Genomic DNA, 20,872 nt, shown 5'->3' with positions numbered 1-20,872 from the left:
GAGGCCCGAGGTGCGATTTTTGGTTCTTGGGGCTTCTGCTGGTGGCGGACTGCCGCAATGGAATTGCGGCTGCCGGAATTGCCGGGACGCACGTAGCGGGGTTATCCCTCCATCGGGTCAGTCTTCATTGGCTGTGTCACCTGACGGTGAAAACTGGAGCATTCTGAACGCTTCACCAGACATCCGGCAGCAGATGCTGGACAATCCTCAACTGCATCCCCGATCAATTCGCGACACACCTGTTGCGTCGGTTCTGCTGACGAATGGGGACATCGACCACATTGCGGGCCTTCTCAGCCTGCGCGAGCAGACACCGTTTTCGCTGTTTGCCACCGGAGATATTCTTGATGTTCTGGCAGCAAACAAAATTTTTGACGCCGTGAACCGAGAAAAAGTAACACGTTCCCGCATCGCCTTGGACAAAGACTTTGCCCTACAGGATGGTCTGCAGGCACGGTTGTTCGCTGTTCCGGGAAAGGTTCCCTTGTTCATGGAAGGCGAGGCCGTAGACACCAACCTGATGGGCGAACAAACCGTTGGAGTGCGCCTTTCGACTGGTACCAGAGTGGCTTATTACATTCCCGGCTGCGCACGGGTAACGCCAAAGCTGCTGGATCAGCTTCGTGACGCGGATCAGCTCTTCTTTGACGGAACATTGTATGAAGACGACGAGATGATCCGTACGAGCACCGGGGTGAAAACAGGTCGGCGTATGGGTCATATCTCGGTCAACGGGCCTGAGGGGTCGATCGCGCAACTGGCCGGAGTAACGGCTGCCAAGACGTTCATCCATATCAATAATACAAACCCGATGTTGCAACCAAACAGCCCCGAGCGCGCTGCCGTTGAAAAGGCTGGCTGGTCAATCGCGTTTGATGGGCAGGAGATCGCAATATGAGCCGAGAGACCTTGGAAGCCCGTCTGCGGCAGATCGGACAAGAACGGTATCACGACAAACACCCCTTTCATCACCGTCTTCACAGCGGGCAGTGTTCACCGGATCAAGTGCGCGCCTGGGTGATCAATCGCTGGGCATATCAAGCCGCAATCCCTTTGAAAGACGCAGCTTTCATGTCGCGTTGCGCGGACCCGGACATTCGCCGTGAATGGCGCTCGCGCATCGAAGATCATGACGGCGGCGTTGAAGAAGGTGGCGGCATCCGACGTTGGTTGAAACTGGCCGAAGCCGTGGGGCTGGACCCCGACTACGTTGCATCGGGCCGTGGAGTGCTGCCCGCAACTCAGTTCGCTGTCGATGCCTATGTCCATTATGTTCGTGAACGCCCGATGCTTCAGGCCGTCGCGTCATCTCTGACCGAGTTGTTTGCGCCCAAAATCCACGAGCAACGGATCGAAGGACTGTTAGCTCATTATGATTTCGCAAACGCGGATAGCCTGTCTTATTTCCGTAAGCGCCTGACTCAGGCACCCAAAGACGTGGCCTTTGGCCTCAACTGGGTGTTGGATCATGCGGATACAGCCGAAAAAGAGGATATGGCCTGCGACGCGCTGATATTCAAAACCAACGTGCTTTGGGCCCAGTTAGACGCGTTGTGGTCAGCTTATGTCACGCCGGGCGCGGTCCCTCCCGGCGCATGGAAGCCCGGAGAAGGCATGGCATGACCCTGGCGCTGCGCAAAACCGACCGTCCTTACCTGCCCCGCGGGGTCCGCGTACAACGCGACGAGAAACGCAACCGAACCGTTTTGATGGCGCCCGAAAAAGTAATCGAGCTGGACGATATCGGAGTTGCGATCCTGTCACGGATCGACGGCATGACCAGACTTGAAGACTTGGTTCAGGATTTGGCCACCACCTACAACGCGCCAGCCGAACAGGTAGAACCTGATGTCCAGCGATTTCTGCAAGCCTTGCGCGGCCGGCTTTACGTAATGGTGAAGGAATGACCCCATCTGCGCCAATAGCCCTGCTTGCAGAGCTGACACATCGCTGTCCGCTTAGTTGTCCCTATTGCAGCAACCCGGTCGAGTTGGAGCGTAAAGAGACCGAACTGGACACGGAAACGTGGAAAGAGGTCCTGGGACAAGCGCGCGACCTTGGTGTTTTGCAAGTGCATCTGTCCGGCGGAGAGCCTGCTTCGCGCCGCGACCTCGAAGAACTTACGGAACACTCGGCTGGGCTTGGACTTTATACTAACCTGATCACATCAGGCATTGGATTGACACCCAAGCGTCTGGACAATCTGGAAGCCGCAGGACTGGATCACATCCAATTGTCGCTTCAGGGCACAAACGCCAACCTTGCAGATTTTATCGGCGGGTATCGCGGTGGGTTCGATCGCAAAATGAGCGTTGCCAAAGACATCCGGGAAAGGGGCATTCCGCTCACGCTGAACGCGGTAATGCACCGGAAGAATCTGGATGATCTGGACCGAACCATTGAAATGGCCGTCGAACTTGGCGCGCGACGGCTTGAAGTTGCCTGTGTCCAGTTTCACGGCTGGGCGCTGCAGAACCGCGCCGCCCTGCTGCCGACTCGGGCACAGACCCAGGCTGTGAAGGAAACAGTGGCCCAGGCCGCCCGTCGGTTACAGGGGGTTCTGGCCTTTGATTTCGTCCCGCCAGATTACTATTCCGATTTTCCCAAGGCGTGCATGGGTGGGTGGGGATCAACCGGTTTGAACATTACGCCCAACGGTACGGTACTGCCCTGCCACGCAGCCCAGACACTGACCCATCTCAGGTTTGAAAACGTCCGCGACACCGGGCTTGAAGATATCTGGTACAAAAGCCAAGCCTTCAACGCCTATCGCGGAACAGATTGGATGCCCGAACCTTGTCAGAGCTGCGACCGAAAAGATCTGGATTTTGGCGGCTGTCGGTGTCAAGCCCTTGCATTGGCTGGCGACGCCGGAGCAACGGATCCCATATGCAGGAAATCGCCACTTCACGCGAAAGTCACTGAGATTTTGCATCAGGAACCAAACGCGCAGGAAAGCGACCTAGTTTACCGAAGACTTTGACCCTTGATAATTGGCGGGCCTTTATTGCGACGCCGCTGTTTCTTGCGACGGTCCAGTCCACCCTAATGCGACCAGCCTATCAATAACCGCCGCTGCATGTGCGTCATTCCTGTAGATACTTTTCAACATCGCATCGACCGGCACTTCCGGCCAGGCAAGCTCCAGCTCTGCCAGTTTCGCGCGCGCCTCTGGCTTGCGTCCCAAAGCCGCTAACGAAGCGGTCACATAAGCCAATGACGGCGCGCTGAGAGGGTCGCCCAGCTCCTTCGCCTCTTCAAACCTTGCAATCGTCGTTTCAAATTCACCTAGATGAAAATGTGCCGCTCCAGAGATGTTGCGATTGGCAAACCGTTGATTGCTGGACTCCAGCAAAGACAGACGATCCGCAATTTCGACAGCTTCTTCGAAGTCACCCGAAAACAGGGCAACAGCACCCAGAAAATCCAGAATGGCGCCGTCTGCCGGGTCAAGCTGGGATGCACGCCGCCCAAGCGTCAAAGCCGTCTCATAATCCCCATTGGCAAAATAAGCCCAGCTTTTTGCCGACTGGCTCCACCCATGCTCGGGCGCCAGTTGCATCGCTTCGTTTGCGAAATCCATAGCAGCCGTCGCGTAGTCAGATTTCTCCTGCAACTCAGGGGTCAGGATGGACAGCGTCGCCAGAGTCTGTGCCGCTCCTGCGTACCCTCCGAAATAGGTTGCATCCATTTCGATGACCCGTTCAAACACCGAAAGGACCAGTATCTGTCTTTGCAAATCAAAAATCGGGAAAGTCATCACGCGCGCCTGTTGCGCAAGGTTGTAGGCCTGCAAAGCAGACGGAGACTTTTCATAAATCGCGGCGTTACGCAGCAAGTCGGGCTTTCCCACCGCAACATTATCAGGCTTTGAACCGGAACCCCGCTCCGACGTTACAGGCAAAAAGCTGACCGCCAAGACCGCGCCCAAAAACACACCTGCGGAGAACGTCGTAAGTGGCAACCAAAATATTTTTTCTGACTTACGGGGTTCGGGCTGAATACTCTTCGTCGCAGGCTCAAATCGTGGGCGATACCCTCCTGTGTCGATGTGCAATCGAACGGGGTCAAACTTACCAACGCCCTCGTAATACAGTTCCAAAAGCTGCCGAAGTCGCCGTGCGTCTACGCGGACGACGTTTTCCGGGTCTATGCCTTCTGACGTGTCGCGGTCATAGACATCCTGCGCGACCGTCTTTCCGCGAATATCGGCCCCCCGACCTGCGATCTCTTCCTCAACCACATAGTTTAGAAAAGAACGCAACCTATCCGCGCCATCGAAATGCGTATCGTCCAACACATTGGCAAGCGCACGGCGCTTGTCTTGTTCTGAGATTCCATCTGAAGCGGCCATCACATTCAGATACTTGCAATTAATTCGACGTGAGTCACCCGGATTTTCACCGTGAGTCACTTACGCGAAGTGCCATCACGGTGCAGAATTAAAAGGGTACACCCCGCAGGTAAGCCTAACTGGTCTGCGATCCGAATTGCCTTGTCATTTGATCACAAAGGGGAAATCCATGTCACGGCGCACACGTTTTTCACATCTCGGCAAACACTTTTCGATCGGGCTGGTCTTTGGCGCGTGGGCTATAGCGCCCCAGACCTTCACCAACACCATAGAGGCTTTGTTCGTACCAAATGCCGCCTATGCACAAGAAACCCAGGAGGTTTCGCCAACAATGGTGCGCGACCGCCCCCGTGACGTTTATTACCCGAACACCGAAGATCTGGCTGAAGACGAGATGCGGGTCATCGCCTGCGGCACCGGGATGCCAACCACGCGTGCAGCACAGGCTGCGGCGTGTTTCCTTGTTGAATTGGGAAACGGCGACAAGTTCCTGTTCGACATCGGATCAGGTTCAGCGGAACGAATTTCATCATTGCAAATCCCCTACAACTATTTGGACAAGGTCTTTATCGGGCACCTCCACACTGACCATTTCGGGGCCTTGCATGACCTCTTTATCGGCGGTGCATTGATGGGGCGAAACGTGCCATTGCGCGTGTGGGGGCCAAGCGGCCCAGTGGAGGAACTCGGCACGGCATATGCGTTGGAGAACATGCGCAGGATGCTGACATGGGACCTTGCAGCAAGGGCGGGAAACACAGATTTCCGGGGCTATAACCTCGTGATAAACGAGTTTGACTACACCGGTGAGAACCAGATTGTTTATGAAAGCAACGGTGTTACCATCCGTTCCTTTCCGGCAATTCACGCCATTGATGGGTCAGTTAGCTATGCATTGGAATGGAACGGTCTGAAATTTGTTTTTAGCTCTGACACGTATCCTAACAAATGGTTCAAGGAACACGCGCAAAATGCCGATCTAGCGATCCATGAGTGTTTTATTGCGGTGCCGGAATTGGTCACTAAAATGAAATTTACACCCGAATCCGCCCTTCTGGTGGGAACACAGGTTCACACGGCCCCAGAAGCCTTTGGAAAAGTCATGAGCGACATAAAACCCCGCATGGCCGTCGCCTATCACTTTTTCAATGACTTCGACACGGCCAACGGTGTCTATGAAAGAATACGCTCCACTTATGACGGACCACTGACCCTTGCAGACGATTTCATGGTCTGGAACGTCACCAAGGATGACATCTCAGTCCGCATGGCGGTCACAGAAGAACACACATGGGCGCCGCCACTGGCCGCACCCGCACAGGCGCCCGATATGCAAGACCGTATCGATTTCTCGGAAAAAGCAGGCGTACCACAAGAGGTCATGACGTTTTCACAGTTCACTCTGGACGGGATCGACGATGTGGATGATGTGCTCCGCCCAATCTACGAAGAAGCGTCAGAAGTGTTGGGGCAAACGTTCCCCTACCCCGGAGATGAGCAGTAATTCGAAATCGCCGGAACCGGGTCGGGTAGGACATTGGGCTGAACCGATGGTTGCCATTCGCCGCGTGTCAGACATAAATGAAAGGTGGAACTTCGCGGCCCGAGGTGAACTGATCAGTTTCGGCCTGAACGGGGATGATCAGCGATACCTCGTTCTGGCCGGGTTTGACTGGAAAAGTTGGGAGAACACATCACTGCGCTTTGGGTATCAGTTCTATGTCATCGACTTTTCGACAGATCAGCCTGACGGAGAGTTTGATTATGACGTTAGTAAAAACGGTCTTTATGCGGCTATCACTTTTCGTTTCTAAGACGCTCGCACGGTCGGTGAACTGGTGTTTTTGGGCATTGTTTTTGGCCTGCGTGTTGATCAGGCCCAAGGATAGTGCCGCAGACCTCGTATCCCCTTATGGCGGCGAGACCGCTCCCAATTTTGCAGAGCTGTTGGTCGAAGACGGCCGCGTTCGCGTCGCGCTGGAAATAGACCTTGGCGACTATCCGTTTTTTGTTGCGCCCGATGATGGAACAGGGCGCGCGTTGGCGGCCCGGACGGGGCGAACCTTTGGTGTGGCGGCAGATGGCAAAACTCTGACCCCAGTGGTCCGGTCGATAGATGTTCGCCGCAGAACACCCAGACTGACCGCCGCTAGCAAAGTGATAGCTCCGCGGCCCCGAAGCGAAGACGTTGTATTTGTTGAAATGGAATTCCAATTCCAAGGCCAGCCGACACAGATCACGTTTACGCCGCCACTAAATGAAAACGGCATTCCTTTAGCCTCAATTGGTATGGTCGCCGAACATCTCGGGGTGCCCGTAACCGATTACCGATACCTGTCCCGCCCGGAAACAATGCTGCCCAACTGGGAAGACCCCTGGTTTACCACGTTTGAAAACCCGAATCTGACGCGCCATCACAAGTCCCCTCTCATGTCGTTCCTGTCGATGGAGCCCCGGGAAGTTCGCCATGAAATAATCTTTCGGCTGAAGGACTTTGAAGCATGGGCAGACCTGAATTTGGGTCCGGCGGAACGCCTTTCACCGGATCAGGTGGCGCGGGTGAAGTCGGAAGCTGCATCCTTTTTTGAACAGCACAACCCCCTGTCAATCAACGGTACAAACGTATCGCCCCGCGACGTTCAGGTCTCGCGGATCGCGGTCGGTGCGGACGGGTTGCGCGTATTACCCGACGAGGCCGAGGCGCAACGGACAACCATGTTGATGGGCGCTGTATTGTCCTATCCAAACGCTACGCTGGCCGATCGCGTAGATATGACATGGCAACTTTTCCCCGACGGGACCGATATTATTCCGGTCACCCTAAGCGACCCTGCTGGGGCCGTACCCTCGCAAATCCACAAATCGGACCCGACCGTGGTTTGGAACAATCATCTGACGTCTTGGGAAAACCCCATAACGCAACCCGTTGTCGTAAAGTCCGCCGGTTTGGTCTCCCTCCCGATGCTTTCGATCGGGTTTGGCTTGGCGGCCCTCATTTGCGCGGGACTCGCACTGCGCACGAACACCAGTCGAAGAACCGTTTTTGCCGTGATGCTTGGAGCCTTCACGACAGCGGCGCTGCTGACCATTCCAATCCGCAATGCCCTGCCAATGATGACCGCCGCTGCACCGGATGAAGTAACCACTCACCAAGTTGTTCAGGGACTGCTTGGCAACCTGAGCGTCGCGATGCTGGAACCCGATATAAAAGGTGTGGAAGCGGCGTTAGAGCCGTTTGTCACACCCGACAATCGCGATCAAATTCGCGATGAGCTGCGTCGAGGCCTATCCGTAAGCCTACCCTCGGGGGCTTTGGCGAAGACCGACAAGATCGTCGATCTGCGGATTGAGGGGCTGTCGTCCGGCGAAGACAGAAACTCGCACCAGATTATCGCGAATTGGACAGCACGGGTCAGCGGCGGCCATTGGGGACATCTGCATCAGCAATCCGTGCTGTTTCGCGGTTTGATGAACGTGTCGCGACATGGCGACCAATGGCATCTGGATGGCTTGACCGTCCTGAACGCGCAGAAGCAAGGATGACATAATGCGATTTGCAATACGTTTTGCGGTACTGGTTTTATCATATCTGTCTGTCGCAGGTGGGGCCTGGGCGCATTTCAACCTGAACCAGAATGTTCGCATATTTCATATCGTCCGTAACGACAGCGGACTAAATGTGATGCTGCGCACGCCGATGGCTTATGTTCTGGCGGATAAAGTTGGGCCTGCCGGGACCGACGGCCTGCCCCGCCCTGCACCTTTCACAACCAATGAATTGCAAGACGGTGTTGTCATGCACTTGGTCGATGTTGAGGCGCTCAGGCGCGCGCCATTTGCCCTTGCGGATATTGTCCTCAACGAGCTTGTAATCGAGCAGGCCGATGGCAGGCTCCAAGGTCATATCGTCAATCTGAAAGTCTATCCCATCGGTCAAGAGCCGGGCTTTGCGACTAAAGCCGAGGCAACAGAAGCCTTGGCAGCGACTGCCATCAACATAGGCAGCGATCAGCAAGTTTACGTGGGTGATACCGTCGTTGATATATGGCTGACGTTCGGTGATGCGTCAGATGCCGCCTATGCGCTGTCGATGTTGTCCAACCCCGGTCTGGCGGGCCAGGACGAAACTGCCAACCTTATTCTGAATTATCACAACGGCGAAACGCAAACCTACCGCGCCAAGGGGTTGCTGGCCGAACCTATCGAAATCACTGGAACTGCATCCTCTGCCGCTGCGACTTTTGTCGTTGAAGGCGTCCGGCACATAATTGAGGGCATTGATCATGTTCTGTTTGTCCTGTGCATGGTGATCGGATCGCTGAACTTAAAGGCCCTGCTTGCGCGGGTGACAGGTTTCACGCTGGGCCACAGCGTGACTTTGATCATGGGGTTTTTCGGTCTGGCACCTTCAGCGCCTTGGTTCATTCCGGCCGTTGAAACGGCAATCGCCATGACCATCATACTCGCGGCCGCCGACGCCGTGTTTCAAAGATCGGGGGGCAAACACTCTTACCTTGTTGCGGCTGGCGTAACGGCTGGTGTCGGGCTTTTGCACGGGTTTGGGTTCTCGTTCATGCTGCGCGAAATTCTGAAGGTTGACGCGGACAATGTCTGGCAAAGCCTTCTGGCCTTTAATGTCGGCGTCGAGATCGGACAGTTGATGATCGTTCTGGTGACATGGCCGTTGGTCGTTATCCTCAGGCGAATGCCGACATCCGTTTGGATCGGGGCGCGGGCTTTCATTGCCGCCTCGATTTCGGTTGTTGCATTGATCTGGGTCGTCGAGCGCTTTTCCCTGCTGATCACATAAAATCAGTCCCCTGCTGAGCGTGTTTTTCCACCTTCGCTCAGGGACTTTGCCAACGCGCTCAGATCGCTGTAAATGCGCCCAGCCACAGGATGCCAGTCACCGACATCCCGGCCTTGTGTTTCAACCACAAAATTATCGCCCCTTGCCGCCGGACCTGTCAAAGCGGCCTTGGGTCCTTGCGCGCAAACATTATCGCACGTCCCACGAAGCAGCGTTTCGTTCAACTGTTGGGCGACGTCATCCGGAACACCGGCTGCGTCCCATGCTTCACGTGCAATAGCTTGCAAAACGACCGTGAAGTTGTTCGAAATGACCGCCGCTGCGTGGTACAGGCTTTTGCCTTCTGACTTAATTGGAAAGCACTTGGCACCAAGCGCTTCGAACATAGTTGTGGCCACTTCCGTCGCTTCTGGATCACCTTCAACACCGCAAAGCACCCCATTGAACTGACGCGCGGCGGTCAGAGGATCGGCAAAAGACAGAACCGGGTGAACACTGGCCAGCCGCCAGTTCAAGGATCGCAGTGGTGCCATCTGATCGGCAGGAAAGAATCCGCTACAATGCAAGGCCACCGAAGGCGTCGGGCTGGCTGAATAAGCCTCGGTAATCTGCTCGGCAACGCGATGAATCTGAGTATCCGGTACGGTCAGCATCCAAACATCCGCCGGACGCAACTCAGCAAAATTATCAACGGCCCTGCCCTGACCGATCAGCTCAACAAAATCCTGCGCAGATTGCATACGCGCATTCAAAACATCCTGAAGAATATAGCCGTCTTTGCCCTGCAGAAGCCGAGCAATCGTTTGACCCACCCGCCCGGCACCAATGATATTCACCGTTGAACTGTGCATGCCGGTAACCTCCTGTTCTGGTCGGATACTTTATTGATTAGGCGTGGAAATATCTCAAGCAAACCCGCGGAGAATTTAATGTTACAAAAACATTGTAACTTTAGTATTTCCGTAACATAATAGAGTCAACAAGACCCAATTCTGATCCAAAAACAGGATCAGACGCGGCCTCCGCATATGCGGGTTTTTGCGTTTGAGGAGGACGCAAGCATGTATGCACAGATGGTCAAGTCCACCGGAAAGGGTGTTCAATCACGGGACGACATGAGCCCCGAGGACAAAGCCTTTCAGGATCGTATCGACCGGGGGGAAAAGATTGAGCCAAAGGACTATATGCCCGAGGCCTATCGCAAGACGCTGATCCGGCAGATCGGTCAGCACGCCCATTCCGAAATCGTCGGCCAACTGCCCGAGGGCAATTGGATCACCCGCGCACCCACGCTTGAACGTAAGGCCAATCTGCTGGCCAAAGTACAGGATGAGGCGGGACACGGGCTTTACCTGTATTGTGCGGCTGAAACGCTTGGCGTCAGCCGGGATGAGCTGGTGGAAATGCTTCATTCCGAGCGGATGAAGTATTCGTCCATCTTCAACTACCCCACCCTTACTTGGGCGGATATGGGTGCGGTCGGTTGGCTGGTCGATGGGGCTGCAATCATGAATCAGGTGCCGCTGCAGCGTACGTCCTATGGGCCATATGCGCGCGCAATGGTTCGCATCTGCAAGGAAGAGAGCTTTCACCAGCGTCAAGGCTATCACATCATGATAAAAATGGCGAAAGAAGGCACCGCTGATCAAAAACGCATGGCACAGGATGCGTTGAACCGATTCTGGTATCCTGCGTTGATGATGTTCGGTCCGTCGGACAAGGACAGCGTGCATTCCGCGCAATCGATGGCCTGGAAAATCAAGATCAACACCAACGACGAGTTACGCCAGAAATTCGTCGATGAAACCGTTCCGCAGGCCGATTTTCTGGGCCTGACGATCCCCGATGAAAACCTGCGCTGGATAGACGAGACCGGCCATTACGAGTTCAGCGAACCAGACTGGTCGGAATTCTTCGAAGTGATATCCGGCAATGGCCCCTGCAACGCCGAGCGTCTGAACACACGTCGCAAGGCGTGGGATGATGGCGCGTGGGTGCGCGAGGCAATGCTTGCCCATGCGCGCAAATCCCAGAAACGCTCTCAAGCTGCGGAGTAACCCGATGACACATGAAAACGAATGGCCCCTGTGGGAGGTCTTTATCCGCGGACAGCACGGCATGAGCCACCGCCATGTCGGATCGTTGCACGCCGCAGATGCCGAGCATGCAATTCGCAACGCGCGCGACGTTTACACGCGCCGCAACGAAGGCGTCAGCATCTGGGTTATCGAAGCCGAAAAGATCACAGCCTCCAACCCCTCGGACAAAGGACCGTTATTCCATCCGGCCCGTGACAAGGTCTATCGGCACCCGACATTCTACGACATCCCGGAAGAAGTTGGGAAAATGTGATGACAGTCTCTGCTGCTGAAAGCCCTCTGTTCGAGTTCCTTCTCAGGCAGGGGGACAATGCCCTGGTGCTGGGTCATCGTACTTCGGAATGGAGCGGGGTCGCTCCGGTATTAGAAGAAGATATCGCGCTGGCGAACATGGCTCTGGATTTGATCGGCCAGACCCAGTTGTGGCTGGGATATGCCGGTGAGGTCGAAGGTGCCGGGCGAACCGCCGATGATCTGGCCTTTCTGCGCGAAGTTTACGATTATCGAAACCTTCTGATGCTGGAGGTGCCGAATGGCGACTTTGGGAGGACGCAAATGCGCCAGTTCCTGTTTGATGCCTTTCAGGTACCGTGGCTGACACGCTTACAGGACTCGAAAAACACGCGCGTGGCCGAGATCGCAGCCAAGTGCTTGAAAGAGGCGCTATATCACCTCGACCGATCCTCTCACACGGTGATTGCTTTGGGGGATGGGACAGAAGAAAGCAACCGCCGCATGACGGACGCGCTGACGTTCCTTTGGCCTTATAGCGGAGAGGTTTTCAAGGACGATGCCACCGATAACGCCATGGCCGAAGCGGGGGTCGCGCCGTTGCCCTCGGATCTACACTCCGTCTGGCTGGAAACGGTTGAACGCGTGTTGACTGAAGCTTGCCTGACATTGCCCGAGGGAGCATTTGCCCAATCAGGTGGGCGCACCGGGTTTCGGCACACCGAGCATCTGGGACACATGCTGGCGGTTATGCAAACCCTCCAACGCTCTTACCCCGGAGCGACTTGGTAGCCGCAATGCCTGTAACCGAAGCACAGATTTGGGACTGGCTCGAAGGCGTCCCCGACCCCGAAATCCCGGTGATCTCGGTGGTCGATCTTGGGGTGATCCGGGATGTTTCCGTGTCCGGCGACGCAGTGACGGTGACCGTTACACCCACTTATTCCGGCTGCCCTGCGATGGCGGTGATATCAATGGACATAGAAACGGCTCTGGCCACAAACGGGATTGAAAACCTGCAGATCCAAACCCGTATTGCGCCACCCTGGACGACCGACTGGCTATCGGAAAAAGCCCGCACCCGGTTAGAGGAGTTCGGCATTGCTCCGCCGCAACCCGCGGGCGGTCCAACGCGGTGCCCGCACTGCAAATCCGACAGGCTTGAAAAGATCAGCCAATTCGGTTCGACCCCCTGCAAAGCGCAATGGCGCTGCAAGGACTGTCTGGAACCCTTCGACTATTTCAAATGTATCTGAGGTCTTGAGTTATGGCGACGTTTCACCCCCTGACCGTGACGGACATCCAAAAAACGATCCGCGACGCAGTTATTGTGACCCTGAAACCCGAAAGCCCGGACAGATTTACCTTTGCACCGGGCCAATACCTGACGTTCAAACGAGACTTTGACGGTGAGGAATTGCGGCGCTCCTACTCTATCTGCGCGGCACCACATGAAGGTGTTTTGCAGGTTGGGATCAAAAGCGTTGATGGCGGCGCGTTTTCCAACTGGGCCAACACAGAACTGCAAGTGGGCGATGTTATGACCGCCATGCCGCCCATGGGTAATTTTCACGCGGCGGTGGATACCGATGCCCCGCACTATCTGGGATTTGCGGGGGGATCGGGCATCACACCGGTATTGTCGATCCTGAAAACCGCCCTGTCCGAAGACCCCTCTGCCCGGTTTACACTTGTCTACGCGAACCGAACCCCAAACACGATCATGTTCCGGGAAGAGCTAGAGGACCTGAAAAACCGGTACCTGCACCGATTGAACATCGTTCACATACTTGAAGATGACAGTCAGGAGATTGACCTGTTCCGGGGGAGGGTCGACGGTGAAAAATGCGCGGCTCTGTTTCGGCATTGGATCGACATAGGCTCTGTCTCGATGGCGTATATCTGCGGGCCGGAGCCTATGATGCTGGCGATTTCGCAATCGCTCAAGGATCACGGTTTGACAAAGGATCAGATCCGGTTCGAGTTGTTCGCCTCTTCCCAACCGGGCCGAGCCAAAACCCGCCCAACCTCAAAAGCCATTGACGATGCAGGCATCAAGGGGCGGGTTACACTGGGCGGCGTGAGCCGCAGCCTGACCATTCCAAAGGATACCAGCCTGTTGGAAGCCGCGCTTGCTGAGAACCTTGACGCGCCTCACGCCTGCAAAGCAGGGGTGTGTTCCACGTGCAAAGCACGGGTTGTAGAAGGCGAAGTCGAAATGGTGGCAAACCACGCACTGGAAGATTACGAAGTGGAAGCTGGTTTTGTTCTGACCTGTCAGTGTTTCCCAGTCTCAGACAAAGTGATGTGGGATTACGATGAGGCAGGCCACTAACTGTCGGCCTGAACCCCGGGCAGACCTGCAACAGTAAATTGCGTGATAGTTCTTGCATAACCTTCGCGATCTGATCGCGTCGCCTTTGGGTGCCACATGTAATACCAATTCAACATGCCAAAAACCGACATCGTCAATTCGCGCAACAACCTGGGCTGCGAACTCAACTTGCCGCCGCTCACCGCATCCAGAATACCACTCATCTGAGTGACCATATCCTTTTGATAGGCTTTCAGCACCGTCTGCATGGCGTCGGGCAGCAGTGAGACCCCTTCGCTCTGAATGTTGTGTTCATAATCCATCCCTTCATAAGCCAGAAGGTATTCTCGCAAAACCAGATGCAACTGTTCTTCGGGCGGTTTGCCTTCCAATTCGACCGAAGAGACCCGGTCGTTCAACTCGGAAAGATAGGAATCCAGTATATCGAACAGCAACGCCTCTTTACTGTCATAGTAGTGATAGATGTTGGCTTTCGATATGCCCGCGCTTTTCGCCACCTGGTTCATCGAGGCACGTGCAATCCCTTCGCGGGCAAAAACACTGGCCGCAACCGAAAGGATGCTCTGCCGTTTTTTATCGTGGTCTTTTGCGATCGTGCGCGCCACGGGCTCACTCCTTTGGTCTGTTGTCGATAACACGTCGGGCCTTGCCCTGACTGCGTTCGACAGTGCCGGGCACACCGACACTTACTGTGGTTCCGATCCCTATCGTATCTTTGATCTTCTTAGACAAGGCCCCGGCCGCGGCATCCCGTGCTGCATCAGCTGCCGCATCAGGCGCGGCTTCGACATGTACGGTCATCGCGTCCATCCGGCCCGAGCGAGTCAGTTCAATCTGGAAATACGGCGCGAGTTCGGGGGTCGCCAGAACTAGTTCTTCGATTTGGGTCGGAAAGACATTCACGCCGCGCATGATGATCATGTCATCAGAACGTCCGGTAATCTTCTCCATCCGCCGCATCGACCGCGCCGTTCCGGGCAACAGACGTGTCAGGTCGCGCGTGCGGTATCGTACCATCGGCAGCCCTTCTTTGGTTAGCGTTGTAAAGACCAACTCTCCGATCTCACCGTCTGGCAAGACCTCGCCGGTCTCGGGGTCGATGACCTCGGGGTAGAAATGATCCTCCCAGATGTGTAGGCCGTCCTTGGTCTCGACGCATTCATTGGCCACACCGGGACCCATGATTTCCGACAGGCCATAGATATCAACCGCATGCATGTCAAACGCGGCCTCGACCTCGGCTCGCATCGCGTTGGTCCAGGGTTCGGCACCAAAAATACCAACTTCCAGCGAACTGTCCCGCGGGTCTATTCCGGCGGCATGAAACTGTTCAAGGATGTTGAGCATATAGGACGGGGTCACCATGATCGTACTGGGTTTAAAATCCTGTATCAGCATCACCTGCCGTTCTGTCATTCCGCCCGAAACAGGTACGACCGTGCAATTCAATTCCTCAGCCCCGTAATGAGCGCCAAGCCCGCCGGTGAACAGGCCATAGCCATAAGCAATATGGACGATGTCACCGGGCTTGGTTCCGCTGGCCCTCATCGACCGTGCGACCAGCTTTGCCCAGTTGTCGATATCCCCGCGCGTATACCCGACAACTGTCGGTTTGCCCGTTGTCCCTGATGATGCGTGCACACGCACGATCTGTTCACGCGGGACAGCAAAAAGGCCAAAGGGGTAGTTAGCCCGCAGGTCATCCTTGTAGGTGAATGGGAACTTCGACAGGTCCGCCAGCGATTTCAAATCATCCGGGTGCACCCCTGCGGCATCAAACCTTTGCCGATAAAAGGGGACGTTTTCATATGCGTGCTTTAACGACCATTGCAGCCGTTGCAGTTGCAAGGCGCGAATTTCGTCTGTGGATGCTATTTCGATCGGGTCGAGCCTGTCTCGGGCTGGCGTCAGGTCTTTCATGCTCCTCCTCCCCTATTCCTCGAAAAGCTGGCCCGGAATGGCGCGGGAGCAGCCTCGAAATTCTGCGATCACTGTGTTTTTCTGGTTGGTGACGGTGACGTCATAAATGCCGTTTCGCCCGGTCAAGCTGACTTCGCGCGCCTCGGCGAAAAGCCGGTCACCCAATCGGCCCGGCGCAATGTATGAGATAGTGTTGTGTTGCGCGACGGTGGACTGATTTCTGCTGTTGCAAGCAAACGCAAAGGCGCTATCGGCCAGCATGAAGATCACACCGCCATGGCAGATACCATGTCCGTTGATATGGTGTTTCTCGATCATCATGGACAGTGTCGCCCTGCCCTCATCCACGTCGTCAATGCGCATGCCAACCCAAGGGCTAGCGTTGTCCTCGCGCCACATGGCTTGCGCCGCACGTTCCGCGCGCTCTTTAGGCGTCATGCTTGCGGCCTTTGGAATTTAACAAACAAACGACCAATTTGCCCTTTACCCGGCCCGTGCTTCCCACCGTCATGGACACCACATTCTCCTTGATCTTCCTCCGCCCTGTACTTAAACATTTCATAAACCGACCGGTAGGTCAATTAATGAGTTGAGTCACACCGAACCCAGACGCAAGGACCGCCTCATGACTGTACAAAATGTTGAAAGCTACATCGCCGGACAGTGGATCGGATGCGACAGTTCAGCCCGCGAAATCCACTCGGCCGTAACCGGTGAGTTGATTGGAAGGGCCGGGAACACTGCGCTGGACATTGGGGCCATGTTGGACTTCGCGCGCTCAAAGGGCGGGCCTGCCCTGCGCGGGATGACGTTCCATGATCGTGCGCGCATGCTCAAGGCGTTGGCGGCGCACTTGGGACAGCACAAACAAGCCCTTTATGACATTTCATTCGCGACGGGCGCGACGCAGAAAGATCACCTGATCGACATTGACGGCGGTATCGGCACATTGATGGTCTATGCCAGCAAAGGTCGCCGTGAAATGCCGGACGACACCATCTATTTGGATGGTGAGGTCGAACGGCTGTCCCGGCACGGCACCTTTCTGGGGCAGCATATCTGTACCTCGCTGACCGGAGCGGCCGTTCACATCAATGCCTTCAATTTTCCTGTTTGGGGTATGCTGGAAAAGCTGGCCCCAACGCTTTTGGCTGGGGTTCCCGCAATCATAAAACCGGCGACGGCGACCTGCTATGTTGCCGAACGCTGCGTGAGGATCATGCTGGCTAGCGGCCTGCTGCCAGAAGGCGCCATTCAGTTGATTTCCGGCGGGCTCGGAGACCTGTTGGATCATTTGGGCGGGCAAGACGCCGTCAGCTTCACCGGTTCGGCTGCAACCGCAAAAACGCTTCGCGGCGCATCATGTTTTCAAGGAAATGCAACGCGGTTCATTGCCGAACAAGACAGCCTCAACGCGTCGATCCTCGGCCCGGATGCCGTGGCAGGCACGCCCGAATTTGATCTGTTCATCAAAGAAGCCACCCGCGAAATGACCACCAAGGCAGGCCAGAAATGCACCGCCATTCGCCGCATCATGACTCCGGCTTCTCAGGTCGTGGCAGTTATTGACGCCCTAAGCAGACGGCTTGGATCGGTCGTCATTGGGGACCCTGCGGCTGAAGAATCACAAATGGGTGCCCTCGTGTCCCAGGCCCAAAGACAGGATGTTCTGGAAAAAGCCGCCCTAATCGGGCAAGAGGCGGACCGCGTTTTCGGAAACCCCGATGGCTTCGTGGTGCATGGAGCGGATCGAGACAAAGGTGCATTTGTCCCGCCGATGCTGTTTCATTGCGCGTCGCCGGACACAGCCAACCTGCTGCATTCGGTCGAGGCGTTCGGCCCCGTTTCAACCGTCATGCCCTATCGCGATCTGGAACACGCGGTCCAGACAGCCAATCGCGGTGGAGGAAGCCTCGTGGCATCGGTTATCACGAACGATCTCGATGTCGCCAGAACTGTCGCCTTGGGTGCTGGGCCGTTCCACGGGCGACTTTATTTCAACAACCGGACCTCGATGAAAGAAAGCACAGGCCATGGGTCACCCCTGCCGCATATGGTGCATGGCGGGCCCGGTCGCGCGGGCGGCGGCGAAGAGATGGGCGGTATTCGCGGCGTGATGCACTACATGCAACGCACCGCCATTCAGGGCAGCCCCGACATCCTGACGGCCATTGGGCGTAAATGGGTGCCGGGTGCAAACGAAATAACCAGTCACGACCATCCGTTCACCCGCACATTCGACGCGCTTGAAATCGGGGAAACCCTGCACACCGCGGAACGTGAAATTACGCTGGACGACATCGAGAACTTTGCCCATTTCACCGGCGACACGTTTTATGCCCACATGGATGATGCAGCCGCCAAGCGGAACCCATTCTTTCCGGGCCGTGTTGCGCACGGTTATCTGCTGCTGAGCTTCGCCGCCGGTCTGTTCGTTCAACCGGACGAGGGACCAGTTTTGGCCAATACAGGGCTGGATAACTTGCGGTTCCTCAAGCCAATTCAGGCGGGAGACAGCATTCGCGTTCGTCTGACCGTGATGCAAAAGTCGCCGCGAAATCAGGACTATGGTGAGGTCCGGTGGAAAGTCACCCTTCTTAACCGCGACGGTGATCTTGCGGCCGAATACGAGTTGCTGACCATGAACGCCTATCATCGCGATGAACCTTAGGGTTTTCTCATAGCCACATGGCGCGATGGCGTGATAACTAAGGGGTCAACTTCCATTTAAGCGCTTTGGAAAGACCCGATTTTGACTGCCGCCGACTCCCTGATTGATGACCTGTGCAACCTTGAGCCGATCAAGACATGGTCGTTGATTGTCACGCTGTTTGGCGACCTCAGCGACCACCACATCACGGGCAAGGAGCTAGGCCTGCTGATGGGACATGTCGGCGTAAGAACCGAGGCCATACGGGTCGCGCTGCACCGGCTCAGGAAAGACGGTTGGATTGTGTCGACAAAATCAGGGCGCGAAGTGACCTATAGCCTTTCGGATGTTGGTCTGGCCGAGACACGCGCCGCCTACGAAGATGTTTACAGGCAGGACGTAAAATACCCGCAAGGATGGCAGTTGCTTTTGACCAAAAGTGATTATGCCGCCCCAGGCCCGGCAATTCGCATTGAAAGATCATTGCTGCTGGTGCCTGTCGAAGCTGTTCTAAGCGACGGTGCGGCGCTTGGACTGCAGGCAGATACGGACCATATACCAGACTGGTTTTCAGATCGGATTGTTCCCTCTCAAACTTTGGTTCTGGCGCAAAAGCTTTGTGAAATTGCCGAGCGTCCAGGCATCAGCGATCTGCCACCCCTTTCCTTGGCTGCAGTCCGGCTGCTGCTGCTGCATTACTGGCGCAAAATAGCTTTGCGCAATTCCAGTTGGGCTCATATTTCGATGATCCCGCAAGGACCACTTGCACGGTGCCATCATCGCGTGACCCAGGTGATGGCTGATCTGCCCAGACTGGATCCCGCTGCATTCGCCAATTGACACGACGGCGATTGTTTTTCGGAAAATCCGCGCGCCAGTATAGTTGACCGACCGGTTGGTTTATGAAACTGTAGTCCAAAGCTGCACGCAGCTTTTGTTATGGGAGGATAACATGAAACAGACGCTTGCTGCCTTTGGGCTGGGGATTTCCGCATTGCTGGCAGGAACTGCTGCCTGGGCAGAAAAAACAATGGTGGTTTCCTCGTGGTTGCCACCCAGTCACATCGTGAACGAGATCATCTGGCCAGAGTTCATTTCACGCATCGAAGAAGCAACCGATGGTCGTGTAACCGGTGCCATCGAGTATAATCTGGCCTCACCCCCGGCGCAGGCCGACCTGATCGAAGACGGTGGCGCGGATGCGGCCTGGATTTTCCACGGGTATAACCCCGGCCGCTTTGTCACCACCAAACTGATCGAAATTCCGGGTCTTGAAGGTGACTCTGCCGCTGCGTCCGCGGCCCATTGGCGTGCGCACGAGCAATATCTGGCCGCGGCAAATGAACATGACGGCGTTGTTCCGGTTGCCATGATGGTCCATGCCCCGGGTATGTTGCACCTGTCCAAGGAAGTCAGCTCGCTTGACGATGTCGCGGGCCTCAAGATCCGTTCGGGCGGTGGCGTCATGGGGGATGTCCTCAAAGGTCTGAATATGGCGGGCGTTCAGGTTGCCGCGCCTAAGGTATATGAAACGGTTTCAAACGGTGTTGCAGACGGAACATTCTTTCCGGGTGACACGATTGCCATTCTACGCCTGACCGAAGTTCTACCCTACACCTATCGCGTACCGGGTGGATTCTATCGCGGCTCCTTCTCGATCATCATGAGTGAAGAGTTCCTTGAGTCTGTCGGCGAAGAGGATGCCGCAGCTATCCGCGCGGCATTGGGCGAGGATTTCTCGGCCTTCGCGGGCAAGGCCTGGGACGTCGGCAACCAAAGGGGTCTGGATGCGCAGGCTGCTTCAGGGCAGATCATTGACCTTGAAGGTGATGCAGCCGCCCCATTTGAGACACTAGTGCCGCAGATACAGGCATCAGTGCTTGAGGAAGTCTCAGGCAAAGGCGTCGACTCAGAAGCCGCGATGCAACTGATCCGGGACACCATGTCCGAATACAGCGCGAAATGAGCGCACAATCGAATCTAAAACGGGCAAGCCACTGGTTTGCCCGCTTATGTCTATTGGGCAGCGGCCTTTGCCTTATGCTCGTTATGGGCCTGACAGTTGTCGAGGTTATTGGTCGCTATGTCTTCAACGCACCGATTTTCGGGCGTCAGGATCTGGCGCAAATCCTACTGGCATTGTCTATCTTCTTCGCGTTTCCCGTGGTCACCCTTCGACGTGAACAGATTGACGTCGACCTGCTTGACCACCTCTTCACACGACGCGCTGCATTTTGGCGAAACCGTTGTATCGACGCGCTTACATCGCTTTGCTTGCTGACAATGGCAGTGTGGCTGTTCGCGCGCGCGGACAAGGCGCTTGAGCGCGGCGTAACCAGCGAGTTGCTGTTCATCCCAAAATACCCGCTCATTTATTTCATCGCACTCGTCGTGAGCTTGACCGGTGTGTTGTTGGCGGTCAGTGCCATTCTCAAAATCATACAGCCGACCGATCCTGAAGGACTCTGACCAA

At 55.7% G+C, this 20,872-nt stretch carries 22 protein-coding genes; 17 read left to right on the top strand and 5 right to left on the bottom strand.

The window, feature by feature from the left end; translation table 11 throughout:
- The first annotated feature begins 10 nt into the window (after positions 1 to 10).
- The 4 genes from pqqB to pqqE are packed head-to-tail and all read left to right on the top strand — an operon-like array spanning position 11 to position 2,983.
- Positions 11 to 898, top strand: a complete 888-nt coding sequence (gene pqqB / locus GOV88_RS01590) for a pyrroloquinoline quinone biosynthesis protein PqqB (protein WP_171124980.1) — start codon at positions 11 to 13, stop codon at positions 896 to 898.
- On the top strand, positions 895 to 1,623 hold the full coding sequence (gene pqqC / locus GOV88_RS01585) for a pyrroloquinoline-quinone synthase PqqC (protein WP_171123175.1): 729 nt from the start codon (positions 895 to 897) through the stop codon (positions 1,621 to 1,623). The genes pqqB and pqqC overlap by 4 nt, the downstream gene beginning before the upstream one ends.
- Positions 1,620 to 1,907, top strand: a complete 288-nt coding sequence (gene pqqD / locus GOV88_RS01580; protein WP_171123177.1) for a pyrroloquinoline quinone biosynthesis peptide chaperone PqqD — start codon at positions 1,620 to 1,622, stop codon at positions 1,905 to 1,907. Before pqqC ends, pqqD begins: the two co-directional genes overlap by 4 nt.
- Positions 1,904 to 2,983, top strand: coding sequence for a pyrroloquinoline quinone biosynthesis protein PqqE (gene pqqE, locus GOV88_RS01575; RefSeq protein WP_171239328.1), 1,080 nt, complete (start codon positions 1,904 to 1,906; stop codon positions 2,981 to 2,983). The genes pqqD and pqqE overlap by 4 nt, the downstream gene beginning before the upstream one ends.
- Positions 2,984 to 3,004: 21 nt before the next feature.
- Here pqqE and GOV88_RS01570 read toward each other — a convergent pair whose 3' ends face one another.
- A complete protein-coding gene (locus GOV88_RS01570) occupies positions 3,005 to 4,354 on the bottom strand; it encodes a tetratricopeptide repeat protein (RefSeq protein ID WP_171124984.1) in 1,350 nt (449 codons plus the stop codon).
- 169 nt (positions 4,355 to 4,523) lie between these two features.
- Between GOV88_RS01570 and gntH the strand changes: the two genes are divergently transcribed.
- Genes gntH through GOV88_RS01550 form a run of 4 tightly spaced genes read left to right on the top strand, consistent with a single transcriptional unit; the run spans position 4,524 to position 9,164 of the window.
- On the top strand, positions 4,524 to 5,858 hold the full coding sequence (gene gntH, locus GOV88_RS01565) for a guanitoxin biosynthesis MBL fold metallo-hydrolase GntH (protein WP_171239327.1): 1,335 nt from the start codon (positions 4,524 to 4,526) through the stop codon (positions 5,856 to 5,858).
- A 46-nt stretch (positions 5,859 to 5,904) separates the two neighbouring features.
- A complete protein-coding gene (locus GOV88_RS01560) occupies positions 5,905 to 6,168 on the top strand; it encodes a hypothetical protein (RefSeq protein ID WP_171124988.1) in 264 nt (87 codons plus the stop codon).
- On the top strand, positions 6,119 to 7,897 hold the full coding sequence (locus GOV88_RS01555) for a hypothetical protein (RefSeq protein WP_171239326.1): 1,779 nt from the start codon (positions 6,119 to 6,121) through the stop codon (positions 7,895 to 7,897). The genes GOV88_RS01560 and GOV88_RS01555 overlap by 50 nt, the downstream gene beginning before the upstream one ends.
- A 4-nt stretch (positions 7,898 to 7,901) precedes the next feature.
- Positions 7,902 to 9,164, top strand: coding sequence for a HupE/UreJ family protein (locus GOV88_RS01550; protein WP_171239325.1), 1,263 nt, complete (start codon positions 7,902 to 7,904; stop codon positions 9,162 to 9,164).
- 2 nt (positions 9,165 to 9,166) lie between these two features.
- Here the strand turns inward: GOV88_RS01550 and GOV88_RS01545 are convergent, their stop codons facing one another.
- Positions 9,167 to 10,015, bottom strand: coding sequence for a Rossmann-like and DUF2520 domain-containing protein (locus GOV88_RS01545; RefSeq protein ID WP_171239324.1), 849 nt, complete (start codon positions 10,013 to 10,015; stop codon positions 9,167 to 9,169).
- A gap of 210 nt (positions 10,016 to 10,225) precedes the next feature.
- Here GOV88_RS01545 and paaA point away from each other — a divergent pair, with 210 nt between their 5' ends.
- From paaA to GOV88_RS01520, 5 genes are read left to right on the top strand one after another with little or no spacing between them, the layout of a single operon-like run.
- The gene (paaA, locus tag GOV88_RS01540) at positions 10,226 to 11,221 is read left to right on the top strand and encodes a 1,2-phenylacetyl-CoA epoxidase subunit PaaA (RefSeq protein WP_171124996.1); all 996 of its coding nucleotides are present in this window, start codon (positions 10,226 to 10,228) and stop codon (positions 11,219 to 11,221) included.
- A 4-nt stretch (positions 11,222 to 11,225) separates the two neighbouring features.
- On the top strand, positions 11,226 to 11,516 hold the full coding sequence (gene paaB / locus GOV88_RS01535) for a 1,2-phenylacetyl-CoA epoxidase subunit PaaB (protein ID WP_171239323.1): 291 nt from the start codon (positions 11,226 to 11,228) through the stop codon (positions 11,514 to 11,516).
- Positions 11,516 to 12,286 carry a 1,2-phenylacetyl-CoA epoxidase subunit PaaC gene (paaC, locus tag GOV88_RS01530; RefSeq protein WP_171239322.1) on the top strand — a complete coding sequence of 257 codons (771 nt, stop codon included), beginning with the start codon at positions 11,516 to 11,518 and terminating at the stop codon, positions 12,284 to 12,286. The genes paaB and paaC overlap by 1 nt, the downstream gene beginning before the upstream one ends.
- 5 nt (positions 12,287 to 12,291) lie before the next feature.
- The gene (gene paaD / locus GOV88_RS01525; RefSeq protein ID WP_171239321.1) at positions 12,292 to 12,750 is read left to right on the top strand and encodes a 1,2-phenylacetyl-CoA epoxidase subunit PaaD; all 459 of its coding nucleotides are present in this window, start codon (positions 12,292 to 12,294) and stop codon (positions 12,748 to 12,750) included.
- A gap of 11 nt (positions 12,751 to 12,761) precedes the next feature.
- Complete coding sequence (locus tag GOV88_RS01520) at positions 12,762 to 13,829, top strand: ferredoxin--NADP reductase (protein WP_171125004.1); 1,068 nt, start codon at positions 12,762 to 12,764, stop codon at positions 13,827 to 13,829.
- Here the strand turns inward: GOV88_RS01520 and GOV88_RS01515 are convergent.
- From GOV88_RS01515 to paaI, 3 genes are read right to left on the bottom strand one after another with little or no spacing between them, the layout of a single operon-like run.
- Positions 13,826 to 14,434 carry a TetR/AcrR family transcriptional regulator gene (locus tag GOV88_RS01515; RefSeq protein WP_171125006.1) on the bottom strand — a complete coding sequence of 203 codons (609 nt, stop codon included), beginning with the start codon at positions 14,432 to 14,434 and terminating at the stop codon, positions 13,826 to 13,828. The genes GOV88_RS01520 and GOV88_RS01515 overlap by 4 nt on opposite strands.
- 4 nt (positions 14,435 to 14,438) lie before the next feature.
- Positions 14,439 to 15,749, bottom strand: a complete 1,311-nt coding sequence (gene paaK, locus GOV88_RS01510) for a phenylacetate--CoA ligase PaaK (RefSeq protein ID WP_171125008.1) — start codon at positions 15,747 to 15,749, stop codon at positions 14,439 to 14,441.
- A 12-nt stretch (positions 15,750 to 15,761) separates the two neighbouring features.
- Complete coding sequence (paaI, locus tag GOV88_RS01505) at positions 15,762 to 16,187, bottom strand: hydroxyphenylacetyl-CoA thioesterase PaaI (RefSeq protein ID WP_171125010.1); 426 nt, start codon at positions 16,185 to 16,187, stop codon at positions 15,762 to 15,764.
- Between the two features lie 187 nt (positions 16,188 to 16,374).
- On the opposite strand from paaI, the gene paaZ reads away from it, so the two are divergent.
- The 4 genes from paaZ to GOV88_RS01485 all read left to right on the top strand — a co-directional run bounded on the left by paaZ (position 16,375) and on the right by GOV88_RS01485 (position 20,868).
- Positions 16,375 to 18,420 carry a phenylacetic acid degradation bifunctional protein PaaZ gene (gene paaZ / locus GOV88_RS01500; protein WP_171239320.1) on the top strand — a complete coding sequence of 682 codons (2,046 nt, stop codon included), beginning with the start codon at positions 16,375 to 16,377 and terminating at the stop codon, positions 18,418 to 18,420.
- Positions 18,421 to 18,501: 81 nt separating this feature from the next.
- Positions 18,502 to 19,239, top strand: a complete 738-nt coding sequence (locus GOV88_RS01495) for a hypothetical protein (protein ID WP_171239319.1) — start codon at positions 18,502 to 18,504, stop codon at positions 19,237 to 19,239.
- A 112-nt stretch (positions 19,240 to 19,351) separates the two neighbouring features.
- Positions 19,352 to 20,365 carry a TRAP transporter substrate-binding protein gene (locus GOV88_RS01490; RefSeq protein WP_171125016.1) on the top strand — a complete coding sequence of 338 codons (1,014 nt, stop codon included), beginning with the start codon at positions 19,352 to 19,354 and terminating at the stop codon, positions 20,363 to 20,365.
- Positions 20,362 to 20,868: a TRAP transporter small permease gene (locus tag GOV88_RS01485; RefSeq protein WP_171125018.1), complete on the top strand. Its 507-nt coding sequence runs from the start codon at positions 20,362 to 20,364 to the stop codon at positions 20,866 to 20,868. Before GOV88_RS01490 ends, GOV88_RS01485 begins: the two co-directional genes overlap by 4 nt.
- The last annotated feature ends 4 nt before the right edge of the window (positions 20,869 to 20,872 follow it).

This window comes from Ruegeria sp. HKCCA5491 (assembly GCF_013034565.1).
GTDB lineage: Bacteria > Pseudomonadota > Alphaproteobacteria > Rhodobacterales > Rhodobacteraceae > Ruegeria.
This window is presented reverse-complemented; position numbering and strand designations above follow the sequence as displayed.